The sequence below is a fragment of the Kitasatospora sp. NPDC029312 genome (genome assembly GCF_055569215.1).
Window position 1 is genome coordinate 21,519 of record NZ_JBVHXY010000037.1, and the last position, 12,609, is coordinate 34,127.

Sequence of the window (12,609 nt, forward strand, 5' to 3'; positions counted from 1 at the left end):
GCCCGACGTCCCGGCCGGCCCGGAAATCGCAGGCGGGGCGGGCCCGTAGCGGAGGGCTGTCCACGACAGTCCCTCCGCCCGTGCCCGCCCCGCCCGGCGGATGCCCGCGGCCCGGGGTCGGACCCCGGAATCCTCGGCCGGTGTCACCGTCCCGCGGCCGGTGTCACCGTCACTTCGACCACTTCGTCATCGGCGTCGAGTAGCTGCTGGCGCGACGGAAGGCGATGATCGCGCTGTTGTCGTCGGTGACGTAGTACTCGGCCCCGCTCATCCCGATGTCCATGCCGTCCGGCATCGCCATGGTGCCGATGTCACTCATCGAACCGTCGCTCGGCGACAGCGTCACCAGCTTGGCCGGCTTGTCGTAGCCCTGGCCGACGATCGCCCGGACCTTGCCGTCCTTGGTGGTGCCGGAGACCAGCCGCATGTCGTCGCTGCTCGTCGCGGCGGAGGTGGACCACAGGCGCTTGCCGGTGTTCAGGTCGTACGCGTTGATGCCCGACTTGCTGCCGGTGATCTGGACGTACAGCGTGGTGCCGCTGACCACGTTCTGGGTGACGGCGTCGGACAGGCCCGACAGGCGCAGGCTGTCCGAGCCGGCCTCCTTGGTCGACATCTGGTTGCCGGGCTTGTTGTCCTTGTCGAACGGCAGGAGGTAGTCACCGTTGGGGCCGCTGGTCATCAGCACCACCAGGGGGTTGCTGCTGATCACCTTGTCGACGCGCTCGATGGTGCCGGTGAGCGTGATCGGCTGGCTGGTCGGCTGCCCGGTGTCGGCGTTGACGATCTGCAGCACCGACTTCGGGCTGACGTCGTAGCACCGATCGGTGATCGCGATCTGCCCGCCGGCCGTGGCGCCGTACGCGCTGCAGTCCTTGCCGCGGCCCTTGAACTGCCAGACGGGCTGGCCGTTGTCGATGTTCAGCCCGCCGACCGGGCCGACGGCGACGACCTTGTCCGTGACACCCAGGGTCGGCGAGGACAGCCGGTCCGCGGTGGCCTTGACGGTCCAGAGCAGCTTGCCCTGGGAGATGTCGACGGCGCCGATGGTGGAGCAGTCGTAGTCACCGGTGTTGTAGGAGACCGCGACGATGTTCTTGGAGTTGTGCGAGTAGGAGGCGGTGCACAGCTCCTTGGAGCCGGACGGCACCGGGATGTTCCAGGCCTCCTTGCCGTCCGCGAGGTTGTAGGCCCGGATGCCGGTGCCGTCCGCGCGCACCGCGGTCTGGCCGGTGCTCCAGGCCCCGAGCAACTGCGAGGAGTCGGAGTTCTGCGGCTTGGCGGCGTCCCAGGCGACCTTGTACGTCGCCTTCGACGGGGCGGTGGTGGAGCCCCCGTCGTCGCCGGCGGTGGTGCCGTTCGTGGTCGCGGCGGTGGTGCCGCCGTTGTCGGCCACCGGGTCGTGCTTGGGGTTCCCCGTGAGCAGGACGACCAGCGCGATCACGATGGCGACCACCAGCACACCGCCGATGATGCCGCCCCACAGCATCACGGGGTTGCGCCGCGCGGGCGCGACGGGCACCGGAGCGCCCGGGTAGCTGTAGCCGGGCTGCTGGTAGTTGTACCCGCCGGCGTTGTAGTCGGGGGCGGGGTAGCCACCGCCGGGCACCGGGTCGTAGGGGCCGACCGGCGCGCCGGCCGGAGGCGGCGGCGGTGCCTGCGGGGGGAGGGCGGCCGCGGTCGGCGCGTACGGCACGTAGTCGACGCCCCCCGGCGGCTGCGCGGGCGGTGCCGGCGGCTGGGCCGGTGCGGGCGGTGCGGCCTGGCCCGGAATGGCCGAGCCGTCGAGCTGCGTCATCTGGTCCGCGACGGCGGCCGGATCGACTCCGCCGCCTGCCGGGCGCCCGAACGAGACGCCGCGGTTCTCCTGCGGGCCACTGCCCGGCGCTTCGCCCGCGCCCGGCGTAGGGTGATCCCCTGCCATCTGATTCCCCGTCATGTCTGGAAGCGTCCCCCTGCGGTACCGTCCGCGGTCCGGTGGGACGGGTGAGATTCGGCACCATGCTAGTGGTGGGTCGTTTTCGGCCGTCGCCAGGACTGCCGAACCCCGCCCCGACAGGCCCTGACCGCGCAACACTTTCACCGCCCACCCACGCCGCCCCCACGCCCGCGCACCCGCCCGCGCACCCGCCATCCCGAGGTCACCCAACCCCGACCCCCGTCGGAACCGGCCCCGGCACCGCCCCCACCCGCCCCGGTCACCGCACCGAACCCAACCCTCCCGAGAGCCCACCCCCACACCGGCACCCCCCGCGCCGTACCCTTCAGGAGTTGAAGGGGACACCCGGCGGAGGGATCCCCGCCCTGGGAGGGTGGATCATGTCGACGGACACACCGGGCTCGCAGTCGTCGCTGCACCGGGCGAACCTGGAGCGGGTGCTCCGGGCGGTGCGGATGGCCGGTTCGCTCACCCAGGCCGAGATCGCCCGCGGCACCGGCCTCTCCGCGGCCACCGTCTCCAACATCGTGCGGGAACTGAAGGAGAGCGGCACCGTCGTGGTCGCCGACACCTCCTCCGGCGGCCGCCGTGCCCGCAGCGTCTCGCTCAGCGGCGACGCCGGCATCGTCGTCGGCATCGACTTCGGCCACACCCACCTGAGGGTCGCGGTCGGCAACCTGGCGCACCGGGTGCTCGCCGAGGAGAGCGCCCCGATCGACGTGGACGTCTCCGCCGCGCAGGGCTTCGACCGGGCCGAGGCGATGGTCGATCGGCTGCTGGAGCAGGCCGGCTTCCGCCCGGAGAAGGTGATCGGCGTCGGCCTCGGCGTGCCCGGCCCGATCGACGTGGAGACCGGCGCGCTCGGCTCGACCGCGATCCTGCCCGGCTGGACGGGCATCGCCCCGGGCCGGGAGCTGGCCGAGCGCCTGGGCATGTCGGTGCACGTGGACAACGACGCCAACCTGGGCGCGCTCGGCGAGCTGGTCTGGGGGGCCGGCCGGGGGCTGAGCGACCTCGCCTACATCAAGATCGCCAGCGGCGTCGGCGCCGGCCTGGTGGTCAACGGCCAGATCTACCGCGGCCCGGGCGGCACCGCGGGTGAGATCGGGCACATCACCCTGGACGAGGCGGGCCCGGTCTGCCGCTGCGGCAACCGCGGCTGCCTGGAGACCTTCGTCGGCTCCCGCTACCTGCTCTCGTTGCTCAGCTCGACCCTCGGCCCGGACCTCACCCTGCCCCGGCTGGTCGAGCTGGCCCACCAGGGCGACCTCGGTTGCCGCCGGGTGATCGCCGACGCCGGCCGGCAGATCGGTACGGGCGTGGCCACCCTGTGCAACCTGCTCAACCCCCGCCGGGTGATCCTCGGCGGTGACCTCGCCGAGGCCGGTGAGCTGGTGCTCGCTCCGATCCGCGACTCGGTCGCCCGGTACGCGATCCCGAGCGCCGCCCGCCAGCTCTCGGTCGTCCCGGGCACCCTCGGCGGCCGGGCCGAGGTGCTCGGGGCGCTGGCCCTGGTGATGAGCGAGATGGGGGAGTCCGGCGCCCTCGGCCGCCACTGAGGCCGTCACCCGCGCCGGCCCGGCGCGACATCGATGGCCCCGGCGTGCCGGCGCCCTCCGCCCCGCAGAACACCCATCCGTCAACGCCGCATTGACCCAACGTCCCCGGCCCGACCTCCCGGAATGGCGGTAACCGCTCGGTGGCACCGGGCGCGCCGCTCGGTGTCCGTCAAGCGGACATTAGACTCGACCGGTCGGCATCGACCGCGACCGCCGGCCTGCCGCCGGACCGGGCAGCGACGCCCGTCGGACCGCACGCGGTCCGTGAACACTGAACGAGGAGGAACGGGTGGCCCTGCTGACCCGCATTCGGGGACCGCGCGATCTCGACCGGCTCACGCCCGGACAGCTGGCCGCACTGGCCCAGGAGATCCGGACCTTCCTGGTGACCGAGGTCTCGAAGACGGGCGGACACCTCGGCCCCAACCTCGGCGTGGTGGAGCTCACCATCGCGCTGCACCGGGTCTTCGACTCGCCGCGCGACCGCATCCTCTTCGACACCGGACACCAGAGCTACGTCCACAAGCTGCTCACCGGCCGCCAGGACTTCTCCCGGCTGCGGATGAAGGGCGGCCTGTCCGGCTACCCGTCCCGCGCCGAGTCCGAGCACGACGTGATCGAGAACTCGCACGCCTCCACGGTGCTCTCGTACGCCGACGGCCTGGCCAAGGCCAACCAGCTCCAGGGCAAGAACGACCCGGTGGTCGCCGTCATCGGCGACGGCGCGCTGACCGGCGGCATGGCCTGGGAGGCGATCAACAACATCGCCGACGCCAGGGACCGCCCCGTCGTCATCGTCGTCAACGACAACGAACGCTCCTACTCGCCGACCATCGGCGGGATGGCCAACCACCTCGCCACGCTGCGCACCACCCAGGGCTACGAGCGCTTCCTGTCCTGGGGCAAGGACGCGCTGCAGCGCACCCCGGTCGTCGGCCAGCAGCTGTTCGAGACGCTGCACGGCGCCAAGAAGGGCCTCAAGGACTTCATCGCCCCGCAGGGCATGTTCGAGGACCTCGGCCTCAAGTACATCGGCCCGATCGACGGCCACGACCTGACCGCCCTGGAGTCGGCGCTGACCAAGGCGCGCGGCTTCGGTGGCCCGGTGATCGTGCACTGCCTCACCGAGAAGGGCCGCGGCTACCACGCCGCCGAGAACAACGACGAGGACCGCTTCCACGCGGTGGGCGTGATCCACCCGGAGACCGGCCTGCCGATCAAGAGCGCCGGCAAGGACTGGACCTCGGTCTTCGCCGAGGAGATGGTCGCGCTCGGCCGTGAGCGCGAGGACCTCGTCGGCATCACCGCCGCGATGCTCCACCCGGTGGGCCTGGCCCCCTTCGCCGAGGCCTTCCCGGAGCGGATCTTCGACGTCGGCATCGCCGAGCAGCACGCCGTCACCAGCGCTGCGGGCCTGGCCACCAACGGCCTGCACCCGGTGGTCGCGGTCTACGCGACCTTCCTCAACCGGGCCTTCGACCAGGTCCTGATGGACGTCGCCCTGCACAAGCTGGGCGTCACCTTCGTACTCGACCGGGCCGGGGTGACCGGGGCCGACGGCGCCTCGCACAACGGCATGTGGGACATGTCGATCCTCCAGGTCGTGCCGACCCTGCGGCTGGCCGCCCCGCGCGACGCCGACCAGCTGCGCGCCCAGCTGCGCGAGGCCGTCCAGGTCGAGGACGCCCCCACCGTCGTCCGCTACTCCAAGGGCACGGTCGGCCCGGCCGTCCCCGCGGTCGGCAAGGTCGGCGGGATGGACGTGCTGCGCGCCGCGGCGGAGCCGAGCGGTGCGCACCGCGCCGACGTGCTGATCGTCTCGGTCGGCGCGATGGCCTCGATGAGCCTCGAGGTCGCCGACCTGCTGGCCGCCGAGGGCATCACCGCCACCGTGGTGGACCCGCGCTGGGTCAAGCCGGTCGACCCGGCCCTGCCGGGCCTGGCCGCCGAGCACCGGGTGGTCGTCACGATCGAGGACAACGGCCGGACCGGCGGCGTCGGCGCCGCCGTCGCGCAGGCGCTGCGGGACGCGGACGTGGACCTGCCGGTGCGCGACTTCGGCATCCCGCAGGAGTTCCTGGACCACGCCAGCCGGGACGAGATCCTGGCCGAGATCGGCCTGAACGCCCCGGACATCGCCGGCAAGGTGACCGCCCTGGTGGCGAAGCTGGACGCGGCGCCGGTCGAGGCCTGACGGCGGTCCGGTGGAACGGGCCCGGAGGTCGTCCTAGCCCGTTCCGCCGACGACCGGTTGTCCTAACTTCGTAACAGCTCGTCACGGAACAAGCTGACAATCGCACTGAAAGGCGGTACCGGCGCCACCGGCTCCGATCCCGCCGGGTAGGTTGTCAACCGTGCCCACCCCCACCCGCCTCCGCCCCGCCGGACCGGCCGAGCGCCTGCCCGAGCGCGCCCGGACCCACCTACGCCAGGGGTACTGGACGAGGCTGGTGCCGGTGCTCGCGCTGGTGGCACTGGTCACCCACATCCCCTCCTTCGTCCGGCCCGTCTGGAGCCCGGACGAGGGGTTCCTGGCCACCCAGGCCCGGATGCTGGCGGACGGCGGGGTGCTGTACGACACCGTGGTGGACCGCAAGCCGCCGCTGCTGCCCTGGCTCTACCAGTCCTGCTTCGCGGTCTTCGGCTCCGCCTCGCTCTGGCCGCTGCGCACCCTCGCCGTGGTGGCCCACCTGGGCACCGCGATCCTGCTGGCCTCGATCGCCCGCGGCCGCTGGGGCAACCGCGCCGGGGCCGGGGCCGGACTGCTGTACCTGCTGATCTCCATCGGGCTCTCCCCCGAGGACACCCAGGCGGCGACCTTCGAGGTCTTCATGCTGCCCGCCATGGTGGCCGCCTTCCGGTACGCCGAACGGCGCCGCTGGCTGGCCGCGGGCATCGCGGTCGCGCTCTGCTCGCTGACCAAGCAGACCGGCGGCGCCGTCCTGCTGCCGGTGCTCTGGATGCTGCTCCAGGACGCCCGCCGACGGGGGGTGCGCTGGCCGCCCGCCCTGTTCAAGATCGGGTTCGGCTTCGCGGTGCCGATAGCGCTGGTCGCGGTCATCCTGACCAAACCCAAGGGCTTCCTCTTCTGGGTGGTCACCGGCAGCGGCGACTACGCCACCTTCGGCGGCGCCTGGCTGCAGATGCTCGGCCGCGCCTTCGGCAACCTCGGCATCCTGGCCGCGGCGGGCCTCGGCTTCCTCTACCCGGTCGGCCGCCGGCTCTGGTTCAAGCACCGCCACCGCCCGCTGCCGGTGGCCGGCGAGGAGCACGGCTCGACCACCGACCTGTGGGTGTGGCTGCTCTCCTCGGCCGTCGCGGTCAGCGTGGGCTTCCACTTCTTCGGCCACTACTACCTGCAGCTGATCCCCCCGCTGGTGCTGCTCGGCACCGGCGCGGTAGCCACCTCGGCGATCCGCTGGAAGCCCGTCCTGGTGTACACCACCGCCGCCGCGACGGTCTTCTGGGGCCTGGCGCTGGCCTGGCCGGGGGAGCAGATGAGCCGCAACACCGAGGTCGCCACCGCGGTCGCCGCCCAGACCACCCCCAAGGACACGGTGCTGGTCTGGGGCATGCACCCCGAGCTGTACTGGCTGGCCGACCGCAAGCCCGCGACCCGCTACCTGACCGCGGGCTTCCTCACCAACTACAGCGGCGGCAAGGACGGCAGCCAGAACGTGGGCGAGCAGTTCAGCGTCAACAACGCCTGGCAGACCTTCGACAAGGAGCTGGCCAACGGCCTGCCCGAGGTCTTCGTGGACGACTCCGGCATCGCCCCGTACCAGCCGGTGATGATCCCCCGCATCGAGAACCTGCTGGACACCCACTACGAGATGATCGGCGTCATCGGCGACACCGTGGTCTACCGCCTCAAGCACTGACCCGCATCGGACACCGACCGGCTCGGCCACCGAGCGCACACCGAGCACACGCGAAGGAGCCCCGGCGACCAGGTCGCCGGGGCTCCTTCCGTGGCGCTACGCCTTACGCGGGCACCGAGGCCACGCCGGGGGCGAGGAACCGCTTGCCGTTCACCCGCTCCGAGACGCCCTCACGGTCCAGGTACGGGGTGATCCCGCCCAGGTGGAAGGGCCAGCCGGCGCCGGTGATCATGCAGAGGTCGATGTCCTGCGCCTCGGCGACGACACCCTCCTCCAGCATCAGGCCGATCTCCTGGGCGACGGCCTCCAGCGCGCGGTTCAGGACCTGCTCCTCGGTGAGCACCGTGTCGCCGAAGGTCAGCAGCTCCAGCACCTCGGGGTCGAGGACCTGCTTGCCGTCCACCCAGGTGTAGAAGCCGCGCTTGCCGGCCTTGACCACCTTGGCGAGGTTCTCGGAGACGGTGAACCGCTCCGGGAAGGCGCCGTGCAGGGTCTCCGAGACGTGCAGGGCGATGGCCGGGCCGACCAGCTCCAGCAGCACGATCGGGGACATCGGCAGGCCGAGCGGCTCGACGGCCTTCTCGACGTCGGCGATAGGGGTGCCCTCGTCGATGATGCTCTGGATCTCGCCCATGAAGCGGGTGAGGATCCGGTTCACCACGAACGCCGGGGCGTCCTTGCACAGCACCGAGGTCTTCTTCAGCTTCTTCGACACGGCGAAGGCGGTGGCCAGCGACGCGTCGTCGGTCTTGTCGCCGCGGACGATCTCCAGCAGCGGCAGGATCGCGACCGGGTTGAAGAAGTGGAAGCCGACGACCCGCTCCGGGTGCTTCAGCTTCGAGGCCATCTCGGTGACCGACAGCGAGGAGGTGTTGGTCGCCAGCACGCAGGTCGGCGAGACCACGTTCTCCAGGTCCGCGAAGACGGTCTGCTTGACGCCCATCTCCTCGAACACGGCCTCGATGACGAAGTCCGCGTCGCCGAAGGCCACGGCCTTGTCGAGCGAGCCGGAGACCAGGCCCTTGAGGCGGTTGGCCTTGTCCTGGCCGATCCGGCCCTTGGAGAGCAGCTTGTCGATCTCGGCGTGGACGTAGCCGACGCCCTTGTCGACGCGCTCCTGGTCGATGTCGGTGAGGACCACCGGCACCTCCAGGCGGCGGGCGAACAGCAGCGCCAGCTGGGAGGCCATCAGACCGGCGCCGACGACGCCGACCTTGCTGACCGGGCGGGCCAGCGACTTGTCCGGCGCGCCGACCGGGCGCTTGGCCCGACGCTGCACCAGGTTGAAGGCGTAGATGCCGCTGCGCAGTTCGCCGCTCATGATGAGGTCGGCCAGGGCCGCGTCCTCGGCGTCGAAGCCGGCCTGCAGGCTGGCCTTGTCGGCGAGGTCGGCGTCCTTGACGGCGGCGATGATGTCCAGCGCCTTGTAGGCGGCCGGAGCGGCGCCGTGCACCTTGCCGTCGGCGACCAGACGGCCCCAGGCGACGGCGTCGTCCCAGGCCTTGCCGCGGTCGATCGCCTCGCGCTCGACGACGACGTCGCCCTTGAGCACCTTGGCGGCCCACAGCAGCGACTGCTCCAGGAAGTCGGCCGGCTCGAAGATCGCGTCGGCGATCCCCAGCTCGAACACGTCCTTGCCCTTGAGCTGCTTGTTCTGGTTCATCGAGTTCTCGATGATGACCTTGACGGCCTTACCGGCGCCGATCAGGTTCGGCAGGATGGTGCAGCCGCCCCAGCCGGGGACGAGGCCGAGGAAGACCTCGGGCAGCGAGAAGGCCGGGACGCCCGCCGAGACCGTGCGGTAGTCGCAGTGCAGGCCGACCTCGACGCCGCCGCCCATGGCCGCGCCGTTGTAGAAGGCGAAGGTCGGGACGGGCAGCGCGGCGATCCGCTTGAAGACCTCGTGGCCGCCCTTGCCGATGGCCAGCGCGTCCGCGTGCTGCTTGAGCAGCTCGACGCCCTTGAGGTCGGCACCGACCGCGAAGATGAACGGCTTGCCGGTGATCGCGGCGCCCACGATCTTGCCCTCGGCGGCCTCGGCCTCGACCTGGTCCAGCGCCTCGGACAGCTTGAGCAGCGAGCCCGGGCCGAAGGTGGTCGGCTTGGTGTGGTCGAAGCCGTTGTCCAGGGTGATCAGGGCCAGCTTGCCGGCCTTCAGCGGCAGGTCCAGGTGGCGGACGGGCGCGGTCGTGACGACCTCGCCCGGGAACAGCTCGGCGCCGTGCTGGAGCAGCTCAGTGGTGTTGGTCATGATCACTTACCACCCTCGAACTCAGCCGACTTTTCCGCTCCGCTCCAATGGGGGTTCTCCCAGATGACGGTCCCGCCCATGCCGAAGCCGATGCACATCGTGGTGAGGCCGTAGCGGACGTCCGGGCGCTGCTCGAAGCGGCGGGCCAGCTGGTTCATCAGGCGCACGCCCGAGGAGGCCAGCGGGTGGCCGAAGGCGATCGCACCGCCGTACGGGTTGACCCGCTCGTCGTCGTCCGCGATGCCGTAGTGGTCGAGGAAGGCCAGCACCTGGACGGCGAAGGCCTCGTTGACCTCGAAGGCCTGGATGTCGTCGATGGTGAGGCCGGCCTTGGCCAGGGCCTTCTCGGTGGCCGGCACCGGGCCGATGCCCATGACCTCGGGCTCGACGCCCGCGAAGGCGTAGGAGACCAGGCGCATCTTGACCGGGAGGCCGAGCTCCTCGGCGACGTCCTCGGCGGCCAGCAGCGAGGCGGTGGCACCGTCGTTCAGACCGGCCGAGTTGCCCGCGGTGATGTTGCCGTGCGGACGGAACGGGGTCTTCAGACCCGCCAGGGACTCCATGGTGGTGCCCGGGCGCAGCGGCTCGTCCACGGTGGCCAGGCCCCAGCCGGTCTCGCCGACCTCGGGGTTGGTGTTGCGGATCGAGATCGGCACCAGGTCGGGCTGGATGTCGCCGTTGGCGTACGCCTTGGCGGCCTTCTCCTGGGAGCGCACGGCGTAGGCGTCGCAGCGCTCCTTGGTGATGTGCGGGAAGCGGTCGTGCAGGTTCTCCGCCGTCATGCCCATGAACAGGGCGGACTCGTCGACGAGCTTCTCGGACACGAAGCGCGGGTTCGGGTCGACGCCCTCGCCCATCGGGTGGCGGCCCATGTGCTCGACACCGCCGGCCACGACCACGTCGTACGCGCCGAAGGCGATGCCGCCGGCGGTGGTGGTCACGGCCGTCAGCGCGCCGGCGCACATGCGGTCGATCGCGTAGCCGGGGACGGACTTCGGCAGGCCGGACAGCAGGGCGGCGGTGCGCCCGATGGTCAGACCCTGGTCGCCGATCTGCGTGGTGGCCGCGATCGCGACCTCGTCGATGCGCTCGACGGGCAGGTTCGGGTTCCGGCGCACGAGCTCCCGGATGCACTTGACGACGAGGTCGTCGGCGCGCGTCTCGTGGTAGATGCCCTTCGGGCCGGCCTTGCCGAACGGGGTGCGGACGCCGTCAACGAAGACGACGTCCCTCGCGGTACGAGGCACGGGGGCTCTCCTCCCAGGGACCAACATTTCGAGGTGGGCAGGCTGCCGCCGGCGAAGATCCGAGCGGCGCCGCATCACGGTCATGCTACCCGTCGGTAACCAGCCTGCCCAGGCCCCTCGGAGGGTTCGGACCGTGTGTCCCGCGACACGTCCGACCAGGAATGCTTCCCGGACATGCCGAAGGGGATGCCGTCCGTACGGATGACATCCCCTTTTCGGAGTCCTGCGCGGGCGTGCCGCCCGGTCGCTCCCGCCCCGGCTCGGCGCCCGGTCAGTCCTGGGCCGTGGCGGCCGCGACGAACGCGGCGGCCATTGACGGCGCCACCAGGTCCACCTGCCACTGCCGGGCGCCGAGCCGGCGCAGCGCGGCGGCCACGCCCTCGGCGCTCAACTCGGCCGGCGGCTCCCAGGAGACCCGGCGCACCAGGTCCGGGGTGATCAGGTTCTCGGCCGGCAGGTGGTGACGCTCGGCCAGCTCGCTCACCGCGGCCCGGGCGCCGGACAGCCGGGCGGCGGCCACCGGGTCCTTCTCGGCCCAGGCGCGCGGCGGCGGCGGTCCGTCGTGCGGCGCGGCGGCCGGCGGCAGCTGGTTCTCCGGGATCTCCCGGGCACGCTGCACCGCCGCGAGCCACTGCTCCAGCTGGCGCCGGTGCAACCGGGGCCCGAAGCCCTGCACGCCCTGGAGCGCGGCGATGTTCAACGGCATGGCCAGCGCGGCGTTGACGATCGCGGCGTCCGAGAGCACCCGACCGGGGGACACGTCGCGCTCCTGCGCCAGCCGGTCGCGGGTCAGCCACAGCTCGCGCACCACGGCCAGCTGGCGGCGCCGGCGGACCTTGTGCAGCTGCGAGGTGCGCCGCCAGGGGTCGGTGCGCGGGGCCGGGCGGGGCGCGGCGGCGATCGCGGCGAACTCCTCCAGGGCCCAGCCGAGCTTGCCCTGGGCGTCCAGCTCCTGTTCGAGTGCGTCGCGCAGCTCGACCAGCACCTCGACGTCCAGAGCCGCGTAGCGCAGCCAGGGCTCGGGCAGCGGGCGGGTGGACCAGTCCACCGCCGAGTGCTCCTTGGCCAGGCTCAGCCCGAGCACGTTCTCGGTCATCGGCCCGAGGCCGACCCGGGCGAAGCCGGCGATCCGGCCGGCCAGCTCGGTGTCGAACAGGCGCTGGGGTCTCATGCCCACCTCGGCCAGGCAGGGCAGGTCCTGGGTGGCGGCGTGCACCACCCACTCGGCGTCCGCGATGGCGGCGCCCAGTGCGCTGAGGTCGGGGCAGGCGATCGGGTCGATCAGGGCGGAGCCGGCGCCCGCGCGGCGCAGCTGGATCAGGTACGCGCGCTGCCCGTAGCGGTAGCCCGAGGCGCGCTCGGCGTCGACGGCGACCGGCCCGGCGCCCGCCGCGAAGGCGGCGATCGTGGCGGCCAGCGCCTGCTCGTCCGCCACGACGGGCGGGATCCCCTCCTTCGGTTCGAGGAGCGGGACCGGGGCTGCTTCTTCTGGGATGGCTGCTACGGCGTCGGTCACCCACCAAGGGTACGACGGTCACCGGAACCGGGAGTGTGGTCGGACTGGTCAGGCTGGTGCGGCCGGAGGCGGCGGTGCCCTCCGCGCCTGCGGCGGCTGAGCTCTCATACCGCTGCGGGGGGGGGGGGGGGGGGGGGGGGTGGGGGGGGGGGGGAAGGGTGGGGGGGGGGGGGGGGGGGGGGGGGGGGGGGGGGGGGGGGGGGGGGGAGGAGGGGG

7 protein-coding genes are annotated in these 12,609 nt (G+C 72.2%); 3 read left to right on the forward strand and 4 right to left on the reverse strand.

The window, feature by feature from the left end:
- Positions 1-169 precede the first annotated feature (169 nt).
- Complete coding sequence (locus ACZ4WV_RS26385) at positions 170-1,798, reverse strand: outer membrane protein assembly factor BamB family protein (RefSeq protein ID WP_465750835.1); 1,629 nt, start codon at positions 1,796-1,798, stop codon at positions 170-172.
- A gap of 521 nt (positions 1,799-2,319) precedes the next feature.
- Between ACZ4WV_RS26385 and ACZ4WV_RS26390 the strand changes: the two genes are divergently transcribed.
- The 3 genes from ACZ4WV_RS26390 (at position 2,320) to ACZ4WV_RS26400 (ending at position 7,379) form a co-directional block, all read left to right on the forward strand.
- A complete protein-coding gene (locus ACZ4WV_RS26390; protein WP_465750836.1) occupies positions 2,320-3,498 on the forward strand; it encodes an ROK family transcriptional regulator in 1,179 nt (392 codons plus the stop codon).
- A 289-nt stretch (positions 3,499-3,787) separates the two neighbouring features.
- Positions 3,788-5,692: a 1-deoxy-D-xylulose-5-phosphate synthase gene (dxs, locus tag ACZ4WV_RS26395; RefSeq protein WP_465750838.1), complete on the forward strand. Its 1,905-nt coding sequence runs from the start codon at positions 3,788-3,790 to the stop codon at positions 5,690-5,692.
- Between the two features lie 160 nt (positions 5,693-5,852).
- On the forward strand, positions 5,853-7,379 hold the full coding sequence (locus ACZ4WV_RS26400; protein WP_465750840.1) for an ArnT family glycosyltransferase: 1,527 nt from the start codon (positions 5,853-5,855) through the stop codon (positions 7,377-7,379).
- Positions 7,380-7,482: 103 nt separating this feature from the next.
- Here the strand turns inward: ACZ4WV_RS26400 and ACZ4WV_RS26405 are convergent, their stop codons facing one another.
- The 3 genes from ACZ4WV_RS26405 to ACZ4WV_RS26415 all read right to left on the reverse strand — a co-directional run bounded on the left by ACZ4WV_RS26405 (position 7,483) and on the right by ACZ4WV_RS26415 (position 12,393).
- The gene (locus tag ACZ4WV_RS26405) at positions 7,483-9,630 is read right to left on the reverse strand and encodes a 3-hydroxyacyl-CoA dehydrogenase NAD-binding domain-containing protein (protein WP_465750842.1); all 2,148 of its coding nucleotides are present in this window, start codon (positions 9,628-9,630) and stop codon (positions 7,483-7,485) included.
- 2 nt (positions 9,631-9,632) lie between these two features.
- Entirely contained in the window at positions 9,633-10,877 is a 1,245-nt protein-coding gene (locus ACZ4WV_RS26410) for a thiolase family protein (RefSeq protein WP_465750844.1), read from the reverse strand.
- Between the two features lie 271 nt (positions 10,878-11,148).
- Positions 11,149-12,393: an HRDC domain-containing protein gene (locus ACZ4WV_RS26415; RefSeq protein WP_465750846.1), complete on the reverse strand. Its 1,245-nt coding sequence runs from the start codon at positions 12,391-12,393 to the stop codon at positions 11,149-11,151.
- Positions 12,394-12,609 lie beyond the last annotated feature (216 nt).